This is a genomic window from Dyadobacter bucti, assembly GCF_005869225.1.
Classification (GTDB): Bacteria; Bacteroidota; Bacteroidia; order Cytophagales; family Spirosomataceae; genus Dyadobacter; species Dyadobacter bucti.
Genome location: NZ_SWFP01000005.1, coordinates 674,229 through 700,680, shown reverse-complemented (window position 1 = coordinate 700,680; position 26,452 = coordinate 674,229). Strand labels below are relative to the sequence as shown.

Here is a 26,452-nt window from a genome sequence, read left to right as displayed (position 1 = left end):
GCTGCCCCTTCGCCTTGCATGTATTAAGCCTGCCGCTAGCGTTCATCCTGAGCCAGGATCAAACTCTCCATTGTAAATTTTGTTGTGGCATCTATTCCGTAAAATAGTGCCGAATTCTCTTTAACGAACTATCTTTTTTGCTCTCTTCATCATGTCAAAGAACGTTGCTCTGAATCTTTCAGAACTCGTTGTCTCGCCGTATGCTAGACCGTTGTTCCCGATTGGGAGTGCAAAAGTGCAGGCTTTATTTTTAACATGCAAACCCTAACACAAAAAAATTGTCAACCTTTTTTTACAAAAAATCTAACCGCTTGATAACCAAACTTATTTATCGTTCAAAAAATTATAAATTTTTGAAATACTCAGCTCGTCGTTTTCGATTAAATTCTTCCCGTTTTAAACTATCTTATTTTTTCTTTATTTAGTTCTATCTAATATATTGTTAGCTTTCGCTCTATTCCAATAAATGAGAAGAGGCTCCCGGTGCAAAACCAGAAGCCTCTTTTACAATCCAATTCATTCAGTTCAGGAACCGCAAGCTTCACAGCTTTCCGGGTCGTCCAATGAACATTGCATATCAGATCTGTTATCGCGCGGTGCTACAGGCTTAGTATGCTCCTCGGCATATTGTACGTAGTTCAGTTCTTTTTCGTCTACCACCGCCATGGCTGGCTCGATCTGCGGCTCTGCCTGCTTGCTTAATGTAAACTGTACCGGGTCAGAAGCTGCACGGGTACGCAGATAGTACATCCCAGTCTTCAATCCTTTTTTCCATGCATAAAAGTGCATCGACGTCAGTTTACCAAAATTCGCTTCTTCCATGAATATGTTCAAGGATTGCGACTGACATATGAATGCCCCCCTGTCAGCAGACATATCCAGCAGGCTCCGCTGCTTAATCTCCCAAGCTGTCTTGTAAAGGTCTTTGATGTTCTGCGGGATATTCGGTATAGGCTGAACGGAACCGCTCGCCCGTACAAGGTTATTTTTCATTTCCTCATTCCACAAACCAAGCCTAACCAAGTCTTTGAGCAAATACTTATTCACCACTACAAATTCCCCCGAAAGAACCCTCCTTACGTATATATTAGATGTAAATGGTTCAAAGCATTCATTGTTGCCCAAAATCTGGCTTGTAGATGCCGTTGGCATTGGAGCGAGCAACAAAGAATTACGCACACCATTTTGAATTACCTCTTTCCTCAGCTTATCCCAATTCCACCGGTTGCTTTCAGGAGATACTCCCCACATATCAAACTGGAATATACCTTTCGATATTGGACTGCCTGCCCAGGTTTCATATGGACCGTGCTGCATGGCGAGTTCCATAGAGGCTTCCATTGATCCAAAATAAATGGTCTCGAAAATGTCTTTATTCAACTGACGCGCCTCATCCGAATCAAACGGCATGCGCATCATACAAAAAGCATCCGCAAGTCCTTGCACTCCGATACCAATCGGCCGGTGCCTTTTATTGCTCTTTTCCGCTTCCGGGACTGGATAGTAATTCAGATCGATGATCTTATTCAGGTTTCTCGTAATCACCTTTGTAATTTCGTACAACTTCTTGTGATCAAAACGCATAAAACCATCAGAACCAAGCTCTACAAACTTTGGAAGTGCAATCGAAGCCAGGTTACATACAGCCACTTCATCAGGAGCAGTATATTCAATAATCTCTGTGCACAGGTTTGAAGATTTGATCGTGCCTAAATTCTGCTGATTGGACTTACTGTTCGCGTGATCCTTATATAACATATATGGAGTACCTGTCTCAATCTGGGATTCCATAATGGCAAACCAGAGATCCTGAGCTTTTATAGTTTTCCTCGCCTTACCTTCCAGTTCATATTGCTCATACAATTTTTCGAACTCAGCGCTATGCGTATCAGAAAGACCCGGGCACTCGTGCGGACAAAATAATGACCATGTATCATTGGCTTCCACACGTTTCATGAACAAATCGGGAATCCACAATGCATAGAACAAATCACGTGCACGTTGTTCCTCTTTTCCGTGGTTCTTTTTCAGATCAAGGAAATCAAAAATATCGGCATGCCATGGTTCCATATATATAGCAAAAGAACCTTTACGCTTGCCGCCTCCCTGATCTACATATCTTGCAGTGTCATTAAATACCCGCAACATAGGAACAATTCCATTGGACTGTCCATTTGTTCCTTTAATATAAGAGCCGGTAGCCCGCACATCGTGAATGCTCAAACCAATACCGCCCGCCGACTGTGAAATCAAAGCACAATTCTTAAGTGTATCATATATACCATTGATACTGTCTTCCTTCATCGTCAGTAAAAAGCACGACGACATCTGCGGCTTTGGCGTACCGGCATTGAACAACGTAGGAGTTGCATGCGTAAACCATTTTTCAGAAAGCAGGTGATATGTTTCAATCGCGGCCTGTACATCTTCCTGGTGAATCCCGACGGCCACACGCATCAGCATGTGCTGCGGACGTTCCACTATTTTACCTTCAACCTTTAAGAGATATGATTTTTCAAGTGTTTTGTAGCCGAAATAGTCATAGGCATAATCACGGTCGTATATAATGGTGGAATCAAAAAGTGACGCATTCTGCCGAATCACCTCATATACATCCTTAGAAATCAGCGAAGCATTTTCACCTGTTTTAGAATCTACATATGTATAAAGGCGTTTCATTGTCGCCGAAAACGACTTCAATGTATTTTTATGAAGATTTGAGATGGCGACGCGGGCAGCCAGGATCGCATAATCAGGGTGCTTGGTGGTCATCGAAGCCGCTGTTTCGGCAGCAAGATTGTCCAACTCAGCAGTAGTAACCCCGTCATAAATGCCGGATACGACCTTTTTTGCCACTTCTACGGGCTGAATATAATTTATATCCAAACCGTAGCTCAATTTTTCTATACGGGCAGTCACCTTATCGAATTTAACAGATTCACGGCGACTATCACGTTTTATTACATACATAGACATGACAGTTGATTGTTTTTAAGGAAGTTAGTGATGTATATTATGGAAGTTTTCAGTAGAAACCGGGCTTAAAAATCTCTTGAAATAACATTAAATTAATAACAAACACAACCTTGTATTTAGGGGAAAAATCCAGTTTATAGGGATAATACAAATTACCAAATTGTTAAGAATCTTATTGCTAGTCGATTAAGATAGCGAGATACTTAATTTGGTTCATGAAAATATTTTTAAAAAAAGTCAGGCAACAAAATTTGTAAACTTTTTTCTCAGCCTAATTCAATAATCCAATTGTTAAAACTTTATTTCAGGTTGAAAACCAGCGCTTTACGAAAATTATACTCTTTATAAAAATTATAAATTTGTAAACTTTTTATTTTCACCGGGAAAAATCACTTTCAAAATAAGATAACATCACGATAATACAGATTAAAACATTCTAATCCATGATTAAAACTATTTATTTTTTATCCAGAAGAAATTTTATAATAAATTCTACAAAAACGACCGCAGGTATTCTAGCCGGTTCTGCGGTCAGCGACGCCTTTTCGGCTGTGGCTCAGCCACAATACTCAATACCGCTCGGCGTATTTGCAGCATACGGAAAAGCAGATTTTCTCCGTGAGTCCGGGTGTGCCTATATCGAAGAATCCGTGGCTGGATTTCTGATTCCTGCGGATGGAGATCCGCAATACCAGAAAAACCTCGAGCAGCTCAAACTCGAAAATTTTCCAATACGGTCTTATGTAATACTACTCCCGGGTAGCTTAAAAACGCTGGGACCCGATGCCAATCACGAAGCAATCCTGCAACGCACAGAGCTCGCTCTTAAAAGAGCAAAGGAATGTGGCTCACAATACATTGTTTTCGGAAGCGGGGCATCCCGGATTATCCCGGATGGTTTTGACAGAAATATAGCGAAAGCCCAGCATATCGAGCTCACAACAAAAATGGCGCCGCTGGCAGAAAAATATGGAGTTACCATTGCTGTGGAACCGTTAAACAGGGGTGAAACCAATTTCATAAACAGCCTAGCGGAAGGTGTGGAAATTGTCGATGCTGTAAAAAGCCCAAAAGTGAAATTGCTTTGCGACATCTATCACATGCTGAAAGAGGACGAACCTGCTACTGAAATCGTGAAGTATGGTAAGCATATCGTGCATTGCCATATCGCCGAAAAGGAGAGTAGGACCCCTCCTGGTGTGAAAGGAGACGATTTCCGGGCATATCTGGGTGCTTTGAAAAAAATCCAATACAAAGGAGGGCTTTCAATTGAATGCTTTACCTACACAGATTTTGAAAAAGAAGCCCGAAAAGGTGTTGAGGTGCTGAAGCAACAATTAAGCGAGGTTTAAATACGCAGCATTTTTCCACGTATCGTATTAATATAAATAAAGATAGCATTTGATTTCCTTGGTTTACAAAATTAGAATTTTTACTTTTGCAATCCTTTTTGAGAATTGTATCGAAAACATAATACCATATACCAATGAAAAAAGATATTCATCCCAACTATAGAGACGTTGTTTTCTGGGATCTATCAAGCGATTTCAAATTCATTACGCGTTCAACCATAGAGACCAACGAAAATATTACCTGGGAAGACGGCAAAACTTACCCTGTGTATAAAGTTGAGGTTTCTTCTCAGTCGCACCCATTTTATACAGGCAAAAATGTACTTGTGGATACAGCTGGTCGGGTTGACAAGTTCAGAAAACGTTACGGACAAAAAGACGCTTAATCTCTTAACAGATTACGTTCTTGCAAAAGCAGTCTCTTGGCAAAAGCTATCAGGAGACTGCTTCTTTTTTTGTCCTGACCGAAAAATGGACGAACTTTGGTCACACATACTTGAATAAAATATGCCTGATATTATTCTGTTCGATGATCCGGTAATCCGTTTACAGCTTTTACCGTTTACTTACACACGCCCGGTTGCTGCAATTCGCTGCGGCATACATACGATTTCCGAAAAGTGGGACGCCTGCTTCGCCAGGTCCTCGTCCTTTCAAACGGCACCTTATCTCAATTCCAAATTTCCTGCCAGGATTACAGACGACAACCTGTTTATCAACGGAGCTTTATGCCCGGATGCCACACTCCTTACTGAAATCCTGAAATTACCTCTTAATTCGGCCCTTGTTTCTGATCAGAACGAAATGCTTGCCGTTCGTTCTGCGACTTCATGGTCGGCAGAGATAGGAACGGGGTCCTTCGATGTTCGCCCGTACGCCGAAAAATTCACCATGATCAGGAATGTCTGGGATATTTTTTTACTTAACGGGGCTCAGATCGCGGCCGATTTTGCAAGGATAAAGGAACAACAAGAATCTGAGCCTGTTTCAGATCCTTTTACACATGTCTATAATGCTGAAAATGTATTTGTCGAAAAAGGCGCGGTGATCAAAGCGTCCGTATTAAATGCAGAACACGGACCTATATACATTGGCCGGAATGCTTTGATCCAGGAAGGGTCCATGATCCAGGGACCTTTTGCTATTGGTGAAAGTTCTGTTTTGGCCCAGGGAACCAAAATACGCCCTAATACCAGTGTAGGCCCATTTTGTAAACTGGGTGGCGAAGTCAGCAATTGTGTGGTATTCGGATATAGTAACAAAGGTCATGACGGATATCTGGGAAATTCAGTGTTGGGAGAATGGTGCAACCTTGGCGCAAATACCAACAACTCCAACCTGAAAAATGACCACACCAATGTAAAGTTGCACAGCTATGCGTCCGGCTCCCTGGCAGATACAGGCCTCACGTTTTGCGGTTTGATGATGGGCGATTATTCCAAAGCAGGAATTTCTACAATGTTCAACACCGGGACCGTTGTCGGCGTAAGTGTAAATGTGTTCGGTGCAGGCTTTCAGGCTAAGCATACCCCCTCTTTTACATGGGGAGGGAAAGCCGAAGGATTGGCCGAGTACAGACTCGAAAAAGCCTTGTCCGTGGCCAGCGATACAGTCAGCAGAAGAAACATGGCATTTAGTAAAACCGAGGAAAATATTCTCAGATCAGTATTTGAACAAACAAAGGAACAACGCGGGATTTAGTTAATTTGCCGCGTGGTTTTAATCAAAATAACCCAAAACAGTCGTGCTTTTCAGAGATATTCCTGGACTGGAACCTATAAAATCTACATTGAGACGTTCGGTGCAAAACAGCCACCTTGCTCATGCTCAGCTGTTCGACTGTTCTGTTGGTGGTGCTGGTCTTGCCTTGGCACTGGCTTTTGCTACCTATATCAATTGTGAAAACCAGCATGAGGACGATGCCTGCGGCACGTGCGCTTCCTGCGGCAAAATGAGCAAACTGGTGCACCCGGATTTTCATTTTATCTTCCCGATTGCAACTTCAAAAAAAGTAGACGGCAAAACCAGTGAGGCATTTTTAGGACTCTGGCGCTCATTTTTACTGGAAAATCCCTACCGCGTTTTACCTGAGTGGCTGGATTTTATCACCGCCGAAAACAAGCAGGGAAATATCTCCGTAGAAGAAGCCCGGGGAATTCTCAGAAAACTATCCGTTAAGTCCTACGAAGGAGAATACAAGATCCTATTGATCTGGAAGCCGGATATCATGAATGCCTCCTCGTCCAATGCCATCTTAAAAATATTGGAAGAGCCGCCAGAAAAAACCCTTTTCCTGCTGGTAAGCGATCAGTCCGACAAGCTGCTTACCACTATTATTTCCCGTACCCAACGCATCGCAGTTCCGGCGTTTTCTGACGCAGAAGTACGTTCTTATTTAAAAGAACGGAATGTCAGCGACACTGCCGCGAATCAGATCGCCTATTTGTGTGACGGTAATCTTTCCGAAGCCCTCAAACTCGTTCAGGATAATGAAGACGACCGCTCTGGCTGGTTTGCAGCATGGATGCGCTCTTGCTATAGATATGATGTCTCACATCTTGTAAAGTTGGCCGATGGCTTTGATGTGATGAATAAGGAGAAACAAAAAGGCTTGATGGAATATGCGCTGCGGCTGTTCCGGGATATGCTGGTATGGAGCCACGGGGCCGGTGAATTGTTGCGTGTTCCCGAGGAAGAACTTACTTTCGTTCAGAATTTCTCCAAAGCGGTCAATTTTGACTCTCTGGAAAAAATGATCGAGGAAGTAAATACTGCATATTACCATATCGAAAGGAACGTTAGAGCTAAAATGGTCTTTTTGGATCTCTCATTGACAGTTGCCCTGTTTTTCCAGCGAAAATGAAATATCCGATCGAAATTATAGGCGCAACCGACATTGTGGATCTGCCAGACCTGGATTGGTTCAATATTCCAGTCAGGATCGACTCCGGGGCCAATACCTCCGCTATTCACTGTTCCCGGGTAGGTTTGGTTAAAGAAGGCGACCAGACCGTGCTCAGGTTTCATCTCGATGCAAAGAAGGGAGCGCCGCAACAATCATTTTCTGTCACCGATTTTAAAGAAACGATCATACGCAATTCATCAGGTAGAGAGGAAAAACGCTACGTGATCAAAACAAGGATAAAAATTTTCGGAAGAAATATCCGGACAGAATTCTCACTGGCCAACAGGCGGAAAATGCGGTACCCTATTTTGATAGGCCGCAAATTGTTGAAGAACCGTTTTATTATTGACGTCTCACAGAAAGATTTATCAGCCTTGAAACGTTCTGGTGTAACAGCTCATGCCAACAACAAAAATTAACTGACCTGCCCTCTACCTCCACTTCTCAATTATCCGGAATTATATGAAAATCGCCGTTTTATCTACCAATCCCGACCTGTATTCAACAAGGCGTCTGGTAGAGGCTATAAAAGAAAAAGGTCATCAGGCAGTTGTTATCGACCACGTGAAGTGCTTCGTGATGATTGAAGGCGGAAAGCCTACCATCATTTATAAAGGAAAACAAATCACGGGCATCGACGCGGTAATCCCGAGAATAGGAACTTCGGTTACCGCTTTTGGATGTGCTGTAGTTCGGCAACTGGAGTTAATGAAGGTTTTTACAACTGTCAAATCCCAGGCGATACTCCGCTCACGCGATAAGCTGCGCAGCATGCAGGTACTGGCAAAATCCGGCGTCGGTATCCCGAAAACGGTTTTTGCCAAAAATCCAGCACAGGTAAACGAGCTCATACACATGGTAGGTGGCCCGCCGGTAATAATCAAATTACTGGAAGGTACTCAGGGAGTGGGTGTAGTGCTCGCAGAAACCATCAAAGCAGCCAAGTCTACGATCGAAGCATTTTATGGGTTGAGGGCCAACTTTCTGATTCAGGAATATATAGCTGAATCCAAAGGAGCTGACATCCGGGCATTTGTGATCGGCAATAAGGTAATTGCAGCCATGAAACGCCAGGGCGCAGAAGGTGACTTCCGATCCAACCTCCATCGCGGGGGCGAAGGCTGTATCATTGAATTATCCCCGGAAGAAGAACATACGGCCATCGCTGCCGCAAGAGCATTGGGGGTTAAAATTGCCGGGGTAGATCTTTTGCAGTCGGAACGGGGCCCCCTGGTCATGGAAGTGAATTCTTCCCCAGGCTTAAGAGGCATTGAAGAAATAAGCGGGATTGATATAGCATCGCTTATTGTTTCGTATATCGAGGACAAAATCGTTACTGATGAAAGTGACACTGTCGGTATTTAGTATAAATGAGTAAAAGGTTAGAAACAAATAGTGAGGAGCAATCAAAATGCATATTAAAATAGGAACCCGCGGAAGTAAACTGGCCCTTTGGCAGGCATATTATGTGGAAGACCTTTTAAAAAAAGGCGGAGTGGACACCGAGATTGTGATCATCGAAACAAAGGGAGATCAGATCCTTGACAGGTCTTTGTCTAAAATAGGCAGTAAAGGTGTTTTCACACAGGAACTGGAAGACCAGCTGAAAGATGGCAGTATTGATATAGCCGTACACAGCGCTAAGGATCTTCAATCCCAGCTCGACGATTCTTTTGAGCTCATCGCTTTTACTGAACGTGAAAAAGCCAATGATGTACTCGTAAGCCACAATACGGATTTATCCCTGAAAAGCGGCGAAACTTTCGTAGTGGGAACTTCCTCAACCCGCCGTATTGCAGTGTTAAAGCATTTTTATCCGCAAATTAAAACCGTGGATATGCGTGGTAATTTACAGACACGTCTCAGAAAGCTGGAAGAAGGCCAATGTGATGCATTGCTGCTGGCTTATGCCGGCGTTCACCGGATGGAATATGATGATAAAATAGCGGAGCATTTGCTTCTGGATGAATTTACCCCCGCCGTAGGGCAAGGCAGCGTCGCGATCGAATGTGCCGTTTCTTTACCGGATGATAAAAAAGCTTTGTTAAAACAATTGCTCAACCACGGACCGACTGAAATCTGCCTGCTTACCGAACGGGCGTTTCTGAAAAGGCTACAGGGAGGCTGCAGCATTCCGGTATTCGGACTTGCCGCCCTCCATGACGATCAGATCAATATCTCAGGCGGGATCATTAGTCTTGATGGGGCTGAACTGATCCGAAAAACCCAGAGCGGGTCAATTAATTACCCTGAGGAACTGGGAACCGCACTTGCCGATGAACTCCTTGAAGCTGGAGCCGACAGGATCTTACTGGAAATACGAAAACAAAACGGGACTGCCTGAGCCTTTTTTTGATATAAAAATGAAAGCCCGGACCAATCAAAGTCCGGGCTTTTCTGCATTTATAAACTAGTAGATATTAATCCTTCTTTGGTAATGAATCAGCAGGCGTTGCTGGTTTGGCAGGAACAGCAGTGGAATCCGATTTTACCGGGGTCTCCGGGAATACCGGCCTGGCTGTGCTATCAGGTTTTGCAGTGGTAGAATCCGTAGAAAATGCCGGTCTTGCAGTCGAATCAGGTCTAGTGCCAGGCTGGAAGGGAGCCCCCTGCCGAACCGGTGCCGCGGTACTGTCACCAGCTGGTCGCATGCCTTGTGGCCTGCCGGTAGCGCCTGCGGGTCTTACTGCCGGCACTGTAATTGCCGGCGCTGCTTGTGCACCACCTGCGCCTCCAGCATCCATTCCGCCACCGCCATCACTTTTCTGGTCATCATTATTAACAGACTTTCTTCTCCTTGCTTTTTGTTCAACAAAGGTCATTTTGCCCAGGCGATATGAGAAATTGATCCTGAAACCTCTGTTGTATAAAAAGTTGGTATTGTTCTGCGTAAACGTAGCGGATTCGAGGCTGGTCTTCATCTTGAATGACGGAGCCAGGAAGTTCTCCATTCCGAAACCGATGCTTCCACGTTTGTTCGTAAAATCTTTCTTGATACCAAAATCATACATGCGGAAACCTGCTTGTGTCCCCTGCAGCTGAACATCTCTTCCTCTCACAAAACCACCAGCTTGTAATCCCCAGCCATTTTTAATGGTAAGCCCTGTTCTGAACCTCCCACTGACCACTACCCCGCTGTTGTTGTTTTTAAGTGCAGGATTAGGGCTATTGTTGGACAAGCTCACATAATAAGCATCCATACCGCCACCTACCTGCCATCTTTTAAAGAATGTCATGTTTCCGAACAAGTTCACACCATAATTCTTTTTGTTGCCGATGTTTCCGTAAGTCGTGGTAATAACGCCTTCGTCGCTGGTTGTACGGATACTTTCAATAGAGCTGTTTGTGAAACGTGCAAAAGTGGAAACATTGACGTACAGGGAATTCTTGAAAAAGCTCGTCCCCAATTCGATTTGGTCTGTCAGTTCAGGTTTCAGGTTGGGGTTACCCACGGAGATGTTCTGGGGATTGGCAGCGTTTACGTTAGGGTTCAAAAACTGGATCCCGGGTCTTTGCAAACGACGGTTGTAACCCAATTTAATAGTCTGGCCTTTGCCGAAAGTCTGTGAAATGTTAATGCTCGGTACGAGGTTACCATAGGCTGGCAGGTTAAGGTCTCCTACTTCTCCCTGACGAGCGTCAATGCTGGTATACTCGTACCGCGAACCTGCTTTGACCGTAAACTTACTTTTCGTTGTAAAAGTATAGGACAGATATCCCGCAGCTACGTTCTGATCGTAGTTCAGGTTACTTGCAGCCTGGGGCGTGTCCACCGTGCTGTAATAGTCATAATTACTGACCACCTGACGAAAAATTCCTTTTCCTCCCACTTCAAGCATCTGATTGTCTTTGATAGGTGTCTGATAGTCAAGCTGAACAGTACTCTCCTGATTGTGGCTGCTATTGTTGTTCCCTTGTGTACCTAGCAATTCTCTAAGCTGTTCGTTACTAAGCGAATATACGTCAGCGTCAAAATCGTTTGTCCTGTTATTCCGGCTGTACTGGGTCGAAATGCTCAGTTCCTGCTGTGGCTTGCTGAGTGTTCTTATATAATCCACATTAACATCCCAGGTTCCTGAAAGATCTTTGGTCGACACATCCCGGAAACTCGTTTTCGTAGTACCGTCCGCCTGCGTATTGAAAGTGGACAGATTTTGCGTATTCCGCATATTTCGCATCCCATAGCGAACGCCCGCTGAAAGAGAAGTCTTGGAATCTATCTCATAGTCCCATCCAAAATTATAGGATCCAAACGCCATTTTGTTGTCCGTGTCACTCATCTGGCGAACCGAAAACCTTTCAATTTTACCTGTCTGGAGGTTTTCTGTCCTGCCGGGCATGTTGTAATTGAACCTCCCGAACCCTCCGAGGCTGAAACCCATTTTCCCAACCCGGTAATTTCCCCTCAACCCCAAATTCGAGCCACGGTTACCGATCCCCGTGTCCAGGTTCAATGTTCCTCCCTGGATAGTGCTCTTTTTGGTAATGATATTAATGATACCTGCCGAGCCCTCTGCATCATATTTGGCGGAAGGTGACGTGATCACTTCCACCGATTTGATCATATCGGCAGGAATTTGCTTCAATGCGTCTGCAACGCTGGTCGCGATGATCGTCGAAGGCTTGTTATTGATCAATACCCGCACGTTTGAGCTTCCTCTGAGCGAAACGTTCCCGTCGAGGTCTACAGTCAGCATAGGCACTTTCCTCATTACATCCGAAGCGTCGCCACCTTTACTCGTAATATCTTTTTCGGCATTATAAACAAGCCGGTCCACCTTCTCCTCAATCATCTGAGCCATTCCAACTACCTCAACTTCATTCAGCTGAACTACGTCAGGGGCAAAGGCAATGGTGCCCAGATCCAGGTCAGTACGGCGGTCTATTTTAACATTGGCTATCGTCTTCGTTTTATAACCGATAAAGGATATCAGGATCTTGAAATCGCCGGAAGCAACTTTCGTAAGTGTAAATGCCCCTTTGTCGTCAGTCGTCGTGCCGTCGATCGGAGCATTGGTTTTCGTATCTATCAAAGCAAGAGATGCAAATTCAACCGGACTTTTACTGGTGGAATCCACTAATATCCCTTTTATTTTTCCGCTTCCCTTACGGGTGTCTTCGGCCGTACCCGGAATCACCGTCTGCCGCTGCCTGTCCCCGCCGTCGCGCCTGAAATCACCACCACCGCCAGACCTGCCTCCGCCGCCGCCGGGAAACTGTGCGAATGAGGATGTTGCCAGCCCCGTTGTGATCATTAATAATAAGATTCGTAAATTGATGTTCATGGTTTGGGTTGCCTTTGATGTATTATTCGAATTTCAAAATAACCACTATTATCAATTGTAATAAAACGCAATAGATAGAAACACAAGATGTACCGATCAAATTCTCCTTTTACACGATCAGTGGCAGGATGAAAATTAAAAAAGAAACTGCTGGCTTTGCACGGATTCCCGGTTTTCCTTTATAGAGTGCTGTGGTGGATCAGTCGGTATTTGAGGAACATTGATCGATTAGAATAGGCACTTTAACAGATTCCATGTAAAATTGTACCGATATGCTACGTTCAATGTATGCTCACTAACCAATATCTGATGGATACGCGCACTTCCCGAAAATACCCTCCGTTCTTTCCGCATCTTTTAGGATGGGTTTTCCTGGCATTGCTGCTGATGTGGCAGCCGCTCAGCTGGCAGATTACCTTTCCTGTTTCTTTCTGGATCAAACAGGCTGTCCTGTTTTCGCTTCTGATCGGCATTTTTTATCTCAATTACTATATATGGTTCCCAAGATACCTGGCCAAAAACCGGTACGTACGCTTTATCCTTTTCAATGTGGCATCAGTACTTATGCTGGCGGTTACGATTGAGCAGGTAAAAATCTTCGTAAATCACGGTGAACAAATGGACAGGGCATTTAAAACTGCGCGGGAGGTGAATGGCGCCAAAAAGTCCAAGGAAAAGCTGGACTATTTTGCACTGCTGACCGCGCTCATTATTATTGGTTTAAGTACCAGCGTTGCCGCCGTTCAGAATGCCCAGCGCGATAAGCAATACCGGCAAAACCTGGAACAGGAAAAGATCAATTCCGAGCTGTCGTTCCTGAAAGCGCAGATTAATCCTCATTTCTTTTTCAATACACTTAACAACATATATGCATTAACCGTCATTGATGTGGAAGCTGCCCGGGAGGCGCTGCACAAGCTTTCGCGCATGATGCGGTATGTATTGTACGAAACCCAGCATGGTACTGTTTTACTGAGCCAGGAAATTGCCTTCGCCCAGGATTACATTCAGTTGATGCAGCTGCGGCTCACTGATAAGGTTACCGTCCACCTTGACCCCCCCAGTCCGCTTCATGATGTTTCCATAGCACCTATGCTCTTTTTACCATTTATAGAAAATGCTTTCAAACATGGTGTGAGCGCTGTGCAGCCAAGCCGGATCGACATTCAGATCCGCCAGGACGGCAACAAAATTCATGTGGAAGTAAGAAATACGCTGTTTACGGACAAAAGGCAGGCACTCGATGAAAGTAACGGAATCGGACTGAGCAATACCCAGCGCAGGCTCGATCTGCTTTATCCCGGGAAATACCAGTTGGAAGTGAACGAAAACCGGGAGATTAAAGAATTTGAGGTACACCTGGAACTGGAAACTGCATGACTCCATTAAAATGCATTGCCGTAGATGACGAACCTCTTGCTCTTGGACTGGTGTGCGCGTTCATCGAAAAAACTCCTTTTCTTACGCTCACAGGACGCTATTCAAGCGCAGTGGAAGCGTTGAATGCGATACATACCGAACATATCGACATTATTTTTCTGGATATCCAGATGCCCGACCTTACAGGCATAGAACTGGCAAGAGTCATTGAAAAAGCAGGGAAACCAGGTCCGAGAATTATTTTCACCACTGCTTTTAACCAGTACGCGCTCGACGGTTTTCGCGTAGACGCACTCGACTATCTCCTAAAACCCTTTAATTACGAAGAATTCCTTCGCGCGGCTTCCAAAGCCCAAACCTATGTAGAGCTCCTGCAAAAAGCCGCGTCTGGCGGCACACAAGAACCAAAAGACGAATACCTTTTCCTCAAGGTCGAGTATCAGCTCGTCCGCATTGCCTACAATGACATTTTGTATACCGAGGGCCTTAAAGATTACGTAAAGGTGCATTTAAAGTCAGAGCCCAAGCCCATTCTTTCGCTCACCAGCCTGAAAGCACTGGAAGAAAAACTTCCGTCCTCCAAATTCATGCGCGTACACCGCTCTTTCATTGTCAATCTCGACAAAATCAGCGCCGTGACCCGCAATACCATTCAAATCGGCACCATTACGATTCCAGTCAGCGACCAGTATAAAGAGGGTTTCAATCTGTTTTTGAGTAAATGGATGTAAAAAATCCGTTATTGTACTTATTTTACAGACTTGATTGTCAAATTCACACACCTATCTTTTGCAAAAGCTATGAAGAAAATAGTACCCGCTCTTTTCCTTTTTCAGGTTATTTTTTTGGGTTGTATAAAAAAAGACAAACCCTCTTCCGAACCGGAGCCACAACCCGAAAAAACTGAGATTACCAAACGCACATCAGTCGATTACATTCAGGATCTCGAAATTCCTGGTGCTGCCGAAATCATCTTCGATTCTGTCCAGCATGCTTACCTGGTAACCCTTCCTGAAAATTACCTGAAAGACGAAATCAATGTCAGATTGAAGCTGTATCCCGAAGCCACCGTGGCCGCGCCGCATGACCCAACCGGGCAGATCAATTTTATATTTAAAAACAGCCCGCCACTTCTTTTTGATGTTGCGGCCCAATCGGGGAAAATAAGATCTTTTAAACTCTATGTAAAACATGCGGCTAAACTAAAAATCGCATTGAATGTAACGGACGTTTTGCACTCCAACCAGGACAAGAATTGTACCGTCGCAGTCGATTTTATATCAGGTGTCGGCACTGCTCCCGAAACACCGGGGTCGACGGACACCTTGTTTTTCACGCTCAAAGACGATAAAACCAAAAAGCAGATCAGAGGATACTACGGAGCGGCCACGCTGTATTTTCAGGACGTCAAAGATTTCCTGGACGCTGATCATCTTTCGATAGAAGCAACTTTTGGATCAAAAATAGTTGTTGCAGCCAGTAATTTAAAGTTTTCAAAAGTAAGGGCGCTGATATATGGGATCAGCGAATCGGGCATGTTCTTCGACCCGGTCCCTACCGGTAAAATCCTGCTCGTGGAAGGCAATGGTTTTACGGCATCTTACAAGTACACCATCAAAATCGGGAGTGATTTTCTTTCTTCACCGGTTATTCTCAATGCCCGGTTCGAAAGTCCGTCTTCGCTTTCCTTCACGATTCCCAAGAGCGTTCCCGACGGGTCGTATGCAATTACCTATCTGGAAAACGGAGAGCCTATAACGAGCATGGGAAATGTGATTGCTTCAAAAGAAAAAGGCAAATCAATCGGACAGGTCTGGTTAATGCAAGGCAGCTATCCGACCGAAACATACGCCTTCAAACTAGCCAGAAAAATAAGTGTAAACAGTGGACATTCATTACTGATTAGCCCATTTCCAGCCGTGCTGGGCAAAATGTACGAAAGCTTTGACCCAACCCGTAAGCTCCCCGTGCTGCAATTGAAGAATCAGCAGCAAACCCTGCTGATCAATGCGAATGTAAAAGGCGACCCGTCTCATGGCGACGGAACCATCATGTTCTACTATGGTCAATACGACATTCCCGTAAATGCAAAACCGGGTTTCTACGAAGCGCGGCTGATTGACGATGACAAATCGGAATCGCTGCCCTATTGGAACAAAATCGAAATAAAATAGCGCACCTGCCCAATCAGCAGACGCGCTATTTTCTATGCTTCGGATCGTTATTTTAATTCCTCTTTCAGGAAGTGGCCGGTATAGCTGCCCTTCACTTTGGAAACTTTTTCCGGTGTCCCTTCGGCAATGATACGTCCGCCTTGCGCACCGCCTTCCGGGCCTACATCGATCACGTAATCCGCGACTTTGATCACGTCCAGGTTATGCTCGATGATCAAAACCGTATTGCCTTTTTCCACCAGCTTGTTGAGTACGTTCAGCAAATGGCGAATATCCTGAAAATGAAGCCCTGTTGTGGGCTCATCCAAGATGTACAGCGTTTTTCCTGTATCCCTTTTGGAAAGTTCTTCGGATAGTTTCACACGCTGCGCTTCCCCGCCCGAAAGTGTGGTAGCATGTTGTCCTAAAGTAATATAGCCAAGGCCAACATCATTCAATGTTTGCACTTTTCGCAAAATCCGTGGCTGGTTTTCAAAAAATTCCAGTGCGGTCTCAACTGTCATGTCAAGAATGTCCGCCACCGATTTTCCTTTGAATCGCACTTCCAACGTTTCGCGGTTGAACCGTTTTCCTTTGCAGGTTTCACAATTCACATGCACATCAGGTAGAAAGTCCATCTCAATTTTCTTCATACCCGCACCTTCACAGTCCTCGCAACGACCGCCTTTTACATTGAATGAAAATCTGCCCGGCTTGTAACCCCGGATCTTAGCTTCCGGCAGCTCGGCAAAAAGCGTCCTGATATCCGTAAAAAGATTGGTATAGGTAGCCGGGTTTGATCTGGGCGTACGTCCGATCGGCGACTGGTCCACTTCTATTACCTTGTCGATATGATCCAGGCCTTCAATGGATTTGTAGGACAATGGCTCTCTCCGTGATTTATAAAAGTGGTGATTAAGTAGTGGAAACAGCGTTTCATGAATCAGAGAGGATTTTCCGCTCCCGCTCACGCCTGTCACGCAAACCATAGTTCCCAGCGGGACCGAGAGATTTACATTCTTAAGATTGTGCCCCGTACATCCTTTCAAAGAGATAGCCTGCCCCGTTCCTTTTCTGCGCTTTTTAGGTACCTCAATCGATGTTCTCCCACTCAGATATTCCGCTGTCAATGACCCGTTTTGAAGAAAAACTTCAGGCGTTCCCGCTCCCACCACATTTCCGCCATGACGACCTGCGCCCGGGCCTATATCCAGGATATAGTCGGAGGCTAGCATCATATCTTTATCGTGTTCCACAACCAGTACCGTGTTTCCAAGATCACGCAAGCTTTTCAGCGAATTGATCAGCCGCACATTATCCCGTTGATGCAGCCCGATGCTCGGTTCGTCCATGATATAAAGTACTCCTGTAAGCTGGGTACCGATTTGCGTAGCCAGTCGAATGCGTTGCGCTTCCCCTCCCGAAAGTGTACGGAGCGCCCGGTTCAGCGTGAGGTAGTCAAGGCCCACATCAAGAAGAAAACCAACCCGTTTGCGAATTTCCTTCAATACCTCATGGCCAATCACACTTTGTCTTTCTTCCAGGCGGTCTTCCAGGTTCACCAGCCAGTCGGCCAGCTCCCTGATATCGCTGTTCGACAATTCCGCAATATCCTTGCCGTCTACCCGGAAATGCAGTGATTCCTTTCTCAAACGCTTTCCTTCACATTCCGGACAGGTTTGTATCGTCATAAAGTCCTTCAGCCAGTCCTGGATTTTATCATTTCCCGACTCCTGCTGGCGTTTCAGGAAATTGACAATCCCGTCGAACTTCGTTTCCCATTCCGTTCCCGGGTACTTTTTGGAGGGTACCGGCACAGCATCTTCACTTCCATACAACACGAGTTTGATCGCTTCCTCAGGGAATTTGTTCAGTGGGGTCGTCAGTGTGATCTTAAACTTTTTGAGGAGTACCTCCAGCTGTTTGAAGATCCATGCTTCCCGGTACTCTCCCATGGGCGCTATACCGCCCTTGCTGATGCTCAGCGATTTGTCAGGTATAATGGATTCTTCCGTAATTTCCTCCACCACGCCAAGTCCCTGGCAGGTAGGGCACCAGCCGTAAGGCGAATTAAAAGAAAATGCGTTCGGGGCAGGATCATCGTAGCTGATTCCCGACTCAGGATCCATCAGGTTTTGGGAAAAGTAATAGGTCTCCCCTTTTGCGTCCAAAACCATCAGCGCGCCCTTTCCTTGTTTGATCGCAGTAGCCACAGACTGGCTAAGACGGTACCGCGACTGCGGGTCTTCCTCCTCTTTCTTCGGTACTACCCGGTCGATCACAATTTCGATATCATGCACCTTGTAGCGGTCGAGCTGCATTTTCGGGGCGATATCCTGTACTTCACCGTCCACCCTTACTTTGGTATAGCCCAATCGTGCGATCTGCACAAAAAGCTCCCGGTAATGCCCTTTCCGTCCTTTAACCGCCGGTGCCAGCAATACGATCTTTTGTCCGAGAAACTGCGTCATTAACTGATTAACGATCTGATCCTGGGACTGTTTCACCATTCGCCGGCCGGTCACATACGAATAGGCGTTGCCGGCCCTCGCATACAACAGCCGCAGAAAATCATATATCTCCGTAACCGTCCCGACCGTCGACCGCGGATTGCGGGAAGTTGTTTTTTGTTCAATACTGATAACAGGAGAAAGGCCCGTGATCTTATCCACATCCGGTCGCTCCATTTCCCCGATAAAGCCACGCGCATAGGAGGAAAAACTCTCCATATAGCGGCGCTGCCCCTCCGCATAAATCGTATCAAAAGCCAGTGAAGATTTCCCGCTGCCACTGATGCCGGTCACCACCACCAGCTTATTCCGCGGAATGTCAACATCTATATTTTTCAGGTTATGCTCACGGGCACCTTCTACTTCTATGAGGTCCTGTTCCTCAATTTCTAAACCATTCAAGTATTCCAAAATAGCAGCAATGTTAGTGTAATCCTGATACCGGAAAAATCCGTGCTAATGAATAACCACAAAAATACACCTTGAGTTGCAAATATTTTTCCTCGTATAAATCCCGGCGTATAGTGGTTTACGAACAATTATTTTGAAGCATTTGAACACTATGCAAACGATTGCATTACCGTTTTTTTAAAGAAAATGATCATTTGTAACCATTACTTTATCAATATTACTTATAAAAATATTTATAGTATACATTATAAAATATGACGCCAATTCATATATTTGGCATTATACCTATACTAATTAATATTTTTTTAACATTTTTCCCATCATTTTTTATGAGACAAAATTTACGAAATTCACTTTTCAGTTTTTTGCTGATTGTGTCGCTGGCATGGACTGCCCAGCCGTCATTTGCCCAGCAACATCCCGTTAGAGGTAAGGTAACTTCCTCGGTCGACGGAGCAGGTTTACCAGGTGTAAACGTACAGTTAAAAAACACGGCAACAGGCACTGTGACCGACGCCGACGGAAATTACATGATCGATGTCCCCGGTACCGATGCTATCCTTGTTTTTTCTTCCATTGGTTTGTTGAAAAAAGAAATCACGGTGGGTAATCAAACCGTCATCGACATTTCACTCGAAGATGACGTCAAAAACCTCACCGAAGTGGTCGTGACGGGTTATGCCGCCCAGAGGAAAAAAGATATCACCGGGGCTGTTACCGTCATCAATACCAAGGAGCTCACGGCAGTTCCCACAGCCAGTGTTACCCAGATGTTGCAGGGGCGCGCCTCAGGGGTGACCGTCGGAAACGATAACTCACCGGGTGGCGGAACCATGGTACGTATCCGGGGATTTGGATCAATTAACAACAATAGTCCGCTCTACGTTATCGACGGCGTACCCACCCAGGGAACACTCAATCAGCTGAATCCCAATGATATCGAATCCATGCAGGTACTCAAAGATGCATCCGCGGCTTCTATATACGGCGCCCGTGCCGCCAATGGCGTGGTAATTATCACCACAAAAAAAGGCAAACCAGGCGAGCCTAAAATCACTTTTGACTTTTATACCGGTACACAAAGACCTGGCAAAATGCTGGATCTTCTGAACACCAACGAATTGGGGCAATACCTTTATCAGTCCGACCTTGGTGCAGGGAAAAGTCCATCGGAAACCTCGCCTTCGGCTCAATACAAGTTCGGGCCCAACGGCGAGCAGACGATCGCGGATTATATTTATCCAAATGTATACGGCACACTGCCCGGAAACTACACTTATACGAATGACATAGCCGATCCCAATCTAGGCAAAACTGCCTTTAACATTACCAAATCCAATAAAGAGGGCACAGACTGGCAGGATGTCATCTTCGATCCGGCATCTATTGCCAATTTTCAGGTAGGAGCTTCGGGCGGATCAAAAACTGCAAAGTATGCCCTTTCTGCCAATTATTTTAAGCAGGATGGCATTTTGAGATACACCAACTACAAGAGGTATTCACTGCGCGCCAATACAGAGTTTACCAAAGGCAAGGTGACCGTAGGGGAAAACTTTACCTTCTCTTATGACGAAAGACAGGGCATTGTCAACAATGACGAAAGTAATCCGATCATGTTCGCGATCCGGGTTCACCCGATTATCCCCGTATTTGATATCACCAACGGACCGGCGGCATTGGGAGGTTCAAACTTGTCCCCCTATAACGGTTTTGCAGGAAGCCGTGGAAGCAACCTCGGAAATGCACCCAATCCCCTCGCCCGCCTTTACCGTGAAAAAGACAATATCACAAAAGGTACGCACGCTTTCGGAAATGCCTATGCTCAGGTCGACATCCTTCCGGGATTATACGCAAGAACCAGTTTCGGATTGGAATACAATCAGTTCAACAGATCCGAATACTTTCATCGCGACATTGAAGCGGCAGAAGCCAGGAATGCAAACAGTCTCAATGTGATCAACAATGTGGACCGCTCCTATACCTGGTTCAATACCCTGAACTACAACAAATCGTTCGGAGTGCACACGGTCAATCTGTTGGTTGGTACCGAGGCGGTCAAAACGTATGCGGCTGAGTTCAGGGCGAGCCGAAGCAACTTCGCATTTGACGATCTGGAATACCGCTACCTCGATGCCGGTTTCGTAGCAGGTCTGAGCAACGCAGGGCCAGGTGCAACGGAGAGTTCATTGTTCTCGCAGTTCGGAAAAGTCAATTACTCGTTTAAGGAGCTTTTCCTGGCTGATTTCACTTTACGGCGCGATGGTTCTTCCCGTTTTTCCGAGGCTAATCGCTACGGTATTTTCCCGGCTTTTTCAGTGGGTATGCGGATGACGGAGCTCAGCTTTATGAAATCGGTCAAGTTTGTGGATGACCTGAAACTCAGGGTAGGCTGGGGAAAAACAGGTAACCAACTCATCCCTAATGTATACAATGCGTACACGTTATATGCATCTGATCCACAGAACAATGCCTATGATATCGCCGGGTCGGGAACTTCTATCGTTACAGGTTTCGATCTCGTCCAGTTTGGTAATGCCAACGGCAAGTGGGAAACCAACACTTCGACAAACATAGGCCTGGATGCGACCTTACTCAATAACAAACTGGAGCTGGTGCTGGACGCTTACAATCGTGTCACCTCCGATATGCTGACGCAGATCGCGATTCCAAGAACTGCCGGTAGCGGTACGATCCCTTATACCAACATTGGTGAAGTGAGAAACAGAGGGATAGATATTGGTTTGACTTACCGCGACAAGAGAGGTGATTTCAACTACCAGGTGGGCGTCAATTTCGGGCATTATAAAAATGAGGTACTGAAACTGAATAATGACCCAAATGCTACGATCTTTGGCTTTACCACACGTTTACCAGCCATGTCGGCCACGAAAGCCGGTCTGCCGATTGCGAGCTACTACGGTTATTTTGTCGATGGCGTGATCAAAGACGAAGCTGAGGCCGCCAGCGCACCCAAGTTCGGATCGTATACCAGGGAAGGTACCTTTAAATTCAGGGACGTAAATGGAGACGGCATCATTACTGCTGCCGACAGAACGATTATCGGCAATCCTCACCCCGCTTTTACTTACGGTATCAACATCAGCGTGGGATACAAAGCTTTTGATCTGACCATGTTCGGACAAGGCGTGCAAGGCAACCAGATTTTCAACTATGTAAGATACTGGACGGATTTCAATGTTTTCCAGGGTAACAGGTCAAAAGACATGCTGTACAACTCCTGGAAACAATCAGGTGACAACGCCAAGCTTCCACGGCTCAATTCAGGTGATGCTACCAGCCAGCAGGTGTCGTCCTACTTCCTGGAAGACGGTTCTTACTTGCGCATGAAAAATATCCAGCTAACCTATACCCTGCCTGCAAACCTGCTGAAAAAGATAAAGATCGGATCTGCCCAGGTCTATGTTCAGGGACAAAACCTGTTCACGCTCACAAAATACACAGGACTTGATCCGGATATCAACCTGAGAAGATCGGGAGAAAATAACCAGGATACCCACATGGGCGTTGACGAAGGCTCTTACCCGGTTGCAAAGTCCTATCTCGTCGGCTTACGTTTCGGTTTTTAATCTAACAGACATTCAAATTTTTACGAATCATACGATGAAAAAAATCATATTAGTATTCATATTGGTCGGTCTCGGCTTCTCCTGCTCCGACAGCTTTTTTGATCTGAAGCCGCAGGGCCGTGCTTCGCTTGAACAGTTGAGTAACAAAAACGGTGTAAATGCCCTGTTGATAGGCGCATACTCACTTTTGGACGGTGTAGGTGCCGGCAATACCGGGCGCCAGTCTACCATTTCAAATTATGTTTTTGGTGGTATCAGTAGCGACGACGCGGTAAAAGGGACCGACGCAGGTGACCAGCCGGAGCAATCATTTATTGAGCAATACAACTGGCTGTCGGACAATACTTATTTTCTTGGAAAATGGTGGCATTCTTACGACGGAGTTGCGCGCTGCAATGAGGTGATCCAGATAGCCAACAACCCACTTGTGAAGGATATGACCAAAGAAGAAATAACGCAGGTGGTTGCAGAAGCACGCTTTTTAAGGGCACATTACCATTTTGAAGCCAAAAAGATGTGGGACAAAGTACCTTTTATCGATGAGAAAATTTACGTCGCGGCCGACCGCAATTCTACCAAAATACCTAATACAGAGGATATCTGGCCAAAAATTGAAGCAGATTTTCAGTTTGCCGCGGAAAACCTCCCAGCCACACAGGGACAAAAAGGCAGAGCTACCAAGTGGGCGGCCAAAACATATCTGGCCAAAGCCTATTTGTTCCAGAAGAAATGGGCTGATGCTAAAACCATACTGGAAGACGTGTTGAAAAACTCAGGTAAAAAGCTGGTTGCCAACTACCACGATAATTACAGGACTACGGGGAACAACAATACCGAATCGATTTTTGAAGTCCAGTTTTCGGTAAATGATGGTACAAATGGTAACAACGGGAATGCCGGGGATAATTTGAACTGGCCATATTCCGCCAATGCTCCGGGAAGAGGTTGCTGCGGTTTCTACCAGCCGTCACACAACCTGGTGAATGCATTTAAAACAGAAAACGGCCTGCCGATGATCGGAACTGCGGCAGACGGAACGCTGGATACTTACAACAAAGTGGATTTACCAAATGATCAGGGAATAGTTGCATCAGCTGCATTCACGCTCGACAAAAGTGTTCCTGTCGATCCGCGACTCGACTGGACAGTTGGCCGCCGCGGAGTGAACTTCCTCGACTGGGGCCCTATGCCCGGCTCTACTTGGATCCGTTCCCAAGAATACGCCGGGCCGTTTACAGGTAAAAAATGGATGTATTACCTGGCCGAAGAAAACAGCACCACCCACTCCACCAGCAAGCGGAATGTTAACAATAACTACAGATTACTGAAAGTTTCTCATGTGTTGCTCTGGCTTGCCGAATGCGAAGTGGAGTTGAATAATCTCGCTTTGGCGGAAGGTTATGTAAACCAGGTTCGTTTGCGGGCAAAAACTGGTTCTGTCCAGGATCCTACGGTTACTTATGTTGTAGAGCCCTACCAAGCCGGAACTTTCGCTGCCAAGGGTGCAGATTATGCAAGAAACGCGGTTCGTATGGAGCAGAGGCTGGAATTTGCTATGGAGGGACACCGCTTCTTTGACCTCGTCCGCTGGGGCATAGCGGAAAAAGTCCTGAACAAATATGCTGCCGAAGAGGCTGTTCCCGGTAAAGAACCATCGGGGCGTACTTTTGGAAAGCGTGGCTACATGGCCGGAAAAGTATTTGCCGCGAAAAACAAGTACTTCCCGATTCCACAGGATGAGATTCTGAACAGCCAGAAAGACGGTAACCCGACATTAATCCAGAATCCGGGATACTAATATTTCTGTTTGCTAAATTAAATGAACCGGTCGAAAGGCCGGTTTTTTTTACGTTTCAGCCTTTATAAATATCTTTACCGTATCACAAATAAATGCGCGGCGATATGGTGATCAAAAATGAAAGTGACTATGAAAAGGCCTCGGAGCGGGCGGATGAAATTTTCGGGGCCAAAAAAGGATCTCCCGAGGAGAAGGAATTAAAAGAATTGCTGGCGGCGTTGAAGGCTTATGAAGAGGATTTTATCAGAATGCTGAAAGATGAAGATAACTAAGATTTGCTACCCCTACAACAATTGAATGCTGAGCCCCTCAACCTTTTCGCATCGCATCATAAAACGCTCCGTCAACGTAGTCCGGACTTCCACGATCATGCGGCATTCCATTTCAAACTGTTGCTCCGAAACCGGCAGTTCCATTTCCTTTGCGATCCGCATGACATCATTCATTTGGATGTACGAAAATCTCAACTCGTAGAAATGCGATAAGTGCCGCGTAATGACCTCTGCCTCGTCGAGCGCACTTTCTGTCGCGGTTTTGTACGCATTGATCAGGCCGGGAACGCCCAGCAGCGTACCTCCGAAATAACGCACAACCACAACAAGGATATTGGTAACATCCTTCGAATACAGGATATTGAGAATGGGCCGACCGGCCGTTCCCGAAGGTTCGCCGTCGTCACTCATCCGGTAACTCATCCGGTCGGTCCCAAGGCGGTATGCATAACAATGATGAACCGCTTTGGGATGCAGTTCACGAAGCTCTTCCAGGTGCGTTTTTGCTTCCTGGTCATTCTGAACCGGAAAGGCATAGGCGAGAAACTTGCTGCCTTTGTCTTTGAAAAATCCTTCCGATGGAACTGCTATGGTTTGAAAGCTGTCGTCAAATAACACGTGCCCGGCGTTTTTTATATTGATAGATACAGGCGGTGTAAATCAATGCAGCGATTGCAAAACCGGCCATACAAAAAAATACCAGCTGAAGATTTTCCCGGCGGTTTACAAAAATTGCAGCCGATAAAAATGCGCCCAGCCCAATTCCCGCCTCGAGGGAAATAAACATGGTTGCGATAGCTCTGCCCCGGTTGTCATCCCGGCTAAGGTCCACCGTCCAGGCGGAAAGTACCGGAGAAAGAATACCCATTGCCACCCCAAAAAATGCAGCACCGGTTAAAAATAAAGTAATCGAATCTGCAAATCCGGTAACGACCATAGCGATGATGAGCACCGAAATCCCCACAAGCGTTACTGGCATCCTGCCATGCTTATCGGAAATTTTACCGGCAAAAAGGCGCACCAGAATGGAGAATAGAGTAAAGACCATAAAATAATATCCGCGATTTTGCAGGCCCAGATAGCCACTAAAATCGGGAGTTACCGTTGAAACCGCCCCAAAACCAAAGTAACACAGAAAAGTGATCAGAGCAGGGCTGAACACATCCGGCTCAAAAATATCCCGCCGCGTAATCTTAAAAGCGTTCAACGATAAGCGTTCTTTCTTCTGCAGTGTTTCTTTCATATTCAAAAGGATCGCAATAGAAAGAAATGCAAAAAGGGATGATGTGTAGAAAAGCGCATTCAATGAAAAAGTAAGACTGATCATGCTGCCCACGGCCGGCCCGAACGCAGATCCGACACCCATACACATACCATGAATTCCCATAGCCTCACCCCTACGGTCGGCCGGTACAATGTCAGCAACGTAGGCGGAAGTTCCCGTAGGTTTAAATCCTGTGGAAAATCCATGAACGAGACGTAACAGCAGGAATGGCATTACAGTCGTAAACAGAGGATATAAAAATCCGCAGACAAAACAGACGATCGAACCGAAAGCCATGACGGGAACCCTGCCGATCCGGTCGGTAAGCCTGCCGCTGAACGGCCGCGACAATCCTGCCGTCAATGTGAACAAACCTATAATGGCGCCTTTGTACTCAGCACCGCCCATGTTAGAAAGGTAACCGGGAAGTTCCGGTATGAGCATATTGAAACTGGAAGAGAATAAAAACGAGCTAAGCCCCAATAACCAGAATTGTGTCGTAAATATCCCCGAGGAAGCACTACTTTGCATTTGGCAAAATTACAACTTTTACTTTAAA

Annotated in this window: 18 protein-coding genes and 1 rRNA gene; 13 read left to right on the top strand and 6 right to left on the bottom strand. The window is 45.7% G+C overall.

All coding sequences use genetic code 11. The features are described 5' to 3' along the window. Together FBF61_RS19770 and FBF61_RS19765 are read right to left on the bottom strand one after the other, a co-directional pair. Positions 1 to 74, bottom strand: a 16S ribosomal RNA gene (locus FBF61_RS19770); the annotation flags it as partial. 451 nt (positions 75 to 525) lie between these two features. Then, a complete protein-coding gene (locus FBF61_RS19765; RefSeq protein WP_138480443.1) occupies positions 526 to 2,970 on the bottom strand; it encodes a ribonucleoside-diphosphate reductase subunit alpha in 2,445 nt (814 codons plus the stop codon). A gap of 449 nt (positions 2,971 to 3,419) precedes the next feature. Between FBF61_RS19765 and FBF61_RS19760 the strand changes: the two genes are divergently transcribed. The 7 genes from FBF61_RS19760 (at position 3,420) to hemC (ending at position 9,577) form a co-directional block, all read left to right on the top strand. Beyond that, the gene (locus tag FBF61_RS19760) at positions 3,420 to 4,328 is read left to right on the top strand and encodes a sugar phosphate isomerase/epimerase family protein (protein WP_138480441.1); all 909 of its coding nucleotides are present in this window, start codon (positions 3,420 to 3,422) and stop codon (positions 4,326 to 4,328) included. A 134-nt stretch (positions 4,329 to 4,462) separates the two neighbouring features. Next, positions 4,463 to 4,714 carry a type B 50S ribosomal protein L31 gene (locus FBF61_RS19755; RefSeq protein ID WP_138480439.1) on the top strand — a complete coding sequence of 84 codons (252 nt, stop codon included), beginning with the start codon at positions 4,463 to 4,465 and terminating at the stop codon, positions 4,712 to 4,714. 121 nt (positions 4,715 to 4,835) lie between these two features. Further along, on the top strand, positions 4,836 to 6,029 hold the full coding sequence (locus tag FBF61_RS19750; RefSeq protein ID WP_138480437.1) for a putative sugar nucleotidyl transferase: 1,194 nt from the start codon (positions 4,836 to 4,838) through the stop codon (positions 6,027 to 6,029). Between the two features lie 43 nt (positions 6,030 to 6,072). Further along, positions 6,073 to 7,191 (top strand): DNA polymerase III subunit, encoded by a 1,119-nt coding sequence (locus FBF61_RS19745; protein ID WP_138480435.1) that lies wholly within the window; start codon positions 6,073 to 6,075, stop codon positions 7,189 to 7,191. Continuing rightward, positions 7,188 to 7,652: an ATP-dependent zinc protease family protein gene (locus FBF61_RS19740; protein WP_138480433.1), complete on the top strand. Its 465-nt coding sequence runs from the start codon at positions 7,188 to 7,190 to the stop codon at positions 7,650 to 7,652. The genes FBF61_RS19745 and FBF61_RS19740 overlap by 4 nt, the downstream gene beginning before the upstream one ends. Positions 7,653 to 7,695: 43 nt before the next feature. Next, positions 7,696 to 8,598: a 30S ribosomal protein S6--L-glutamate ligase gene (gene rimK, locus FBF61_RS19735; RefSeq protein WP_138480431.1), complete on the top strand. Its 903-nt coding sequence runs from the start codon at positions 7,696 to 7,698 to the stop codon at positions 8,596 to 8,598. A 46-nt stretch (positions 8,599 to 8,644) separates the two neighbouring features. Beyond that, complete coding sequence (hemC, locus tag FBF61_RS19730) at positions 8,645 to 9,577, top strand: hydroxymethylbilane synthase (protein WP_138480429.1); 933 nt, start codon at positions 8,645 to 8,647, stop codon at positions 9,575 to 9,577. Positions 9,578 to 9,653: 76 nt separating this feature from the next. Here hemC and FBF61_RS19725 read toward each other — a convergent pair whose 3' ends face one another. Continuing rightward, positions 9,654 to 12,518, bottom strand: a complete 2,865-nt coding sequence (locus FBF61_RS19725; RefSeq protein WP_138480427.1) for a TonB-dependent receptor — start codon at positions 12,516 to 12,518, stop codon at positions 9,654 to 9,656. A 288-nt stretch (positions 12,519 to 12,806) separates the two neighbouring features. Here FBF61_RS19725 and FBF61_RS19720 point away from each other — a divergent pair, with 288 nt between their 5' ends. The 3 genes from FBF61_RS19720 to FBF61_RS19710 all read left to right on the top strand — a co-directional run bounded on the left by FBF61_RS19720 (position 12,807) and on the right by FBF61_RS19710 (position 16,072). Next, positions 12,807 to 13,898 (top strand): sensor histidine kinase, encoded by a 1,092-nt coding sequence (locus FBF61_RS19720; RefSeq protein ID WP_229215137.1) that lies wholly within the window; start codon positions 12,807 to 12,809, stop codon positions 13,896 to 13,898. Continuing rightward, a complete protein-coding gene (locus tag FBF61_RS19715; RefSeq protein ID WP_138480425.1) occupies positions 13,895 to 14,629 on the top strand; it encodes a LytR/AlgR family response regulator transcription factor in 735 nt (244 codons plus the stop codon). Before FBF61_RS19720 ends, FBF61_RS19715 begins: the two co-directional genes overlap by 4 nt. A 69-nt stretch (positions 14,630 to 14,698) precedes the next feature. After that, on the top strand, positions 14,699 to 16,072 hold the full coding sequence (locus FBF61_RS19710; protein WP_138480423.1) for a hypothetical protein: 1,374 nt from the start codon (positions 14,699 to 14,701) through the stop codon (positions 16,070 to 16,072). A gap of 47 nt (positions 16,073 to 16,119) precedes the next feature. Here the strand turns inward: FBF61_RS19710 and uvrA are convergent, their stop codons facing one another. After that, the gene (uvrA, locus tag FBF61_RS19705; RefSeq protein WP_138480421.1) at positions 16,120 to 18,972 is read right to left on the bottom strand and encodes an excinuclease ABC subunit UvrA; all 2,853 of its coding nucleotides are present in this window, start codon (positions 18,970 to 18,972) and stop codon (positions 16,120 to 16,122) included. Between the two features lie 329 nt (positions 18,973 to 19,301). On the opposite strand from uvrA, the gene FBF61_RS19700 reads away from it, so the two are divergent. The 3 genes from FBF61_RS19700 (at position 19,302) to FBF61_RS34670 (ending at position 24,629) form a co-directional block, all read left to right on the top strand. Then, positions 19,302 to 22,559 (top strand): SusC/RagA family TonB-linked outer membrane protein, encoded by a 3,258-nt coding sequence (locus FBF61_RS19700; protein WP_138480419.1) that lies wholly within the window; start codon positions 19,302 to 19,304, stop codon positions 22,557 to 22,559. 34 nt (positions 22,560 to 22,593) lie between these two features. Beyond that, positions 22,594 to 24,357, top strand: a complete 1,764-nt coding sequence (locus tag FBF61_RS19695; protein WP_138480417.1) for a RagB/SusD family nutrient uptake outer membrane protein — start codon at positions 22,594 to 22,596, stop codon at positions 24,355 to 24,357. A 104-nt stretch (positions 24,358 to 24,461) separates the two neighbouring features. Beyond that, positions 24,462 to 24,629 carry a hypothetical protein gene (locus FBF61_RS34670; RefSeq protein ID WP_166444569.1) on the top strand — a complete coding sequence of 56 codons (168 nt, stop codon included), beginning with the start codon at positions 24,462 to 24,464 and terminating at the stop codon, positions 24,627 to 24,629. 12 nt (positions 24,630 to 24,641) lie between these two features. Here the strand turns inward: FBF61_RS34670 and FBF61_RS19690 are convergent, their stop codons facing one another. Both FBF61_RS19690 and FBF61_RS19685 read right to left on the bottom strand, forming a co-directional pair. Then, entirely contained in the window at positions 24,642 to 25,247 is a 606-nt protein-coding gene (locus tag FBF61_RS19690; RefSeq protein ID WP_138480415.1) for an IMPACT family protein, read from the bottom strand. Next, positions 25,237 to 26,424 carry an MFS transporter gene (locus FBF61_RS19685; RefSeq protein WP_138480413.1) on the bottom strand — a complete coding sequence of 396 codons (1,188 nt, stop codon included), beginning with the start codon at positions 26,422 to 26,424 and terminating at the stop codon, positions 25,237 to 25,239. Before FBF61_RS19685 ends, FBF61_RS19690 begins: the two co-directional genes overlap by 11 nt. Between the last annotated feature and the right edge of the window lie 28 nt (positions 26,425 to 26,452).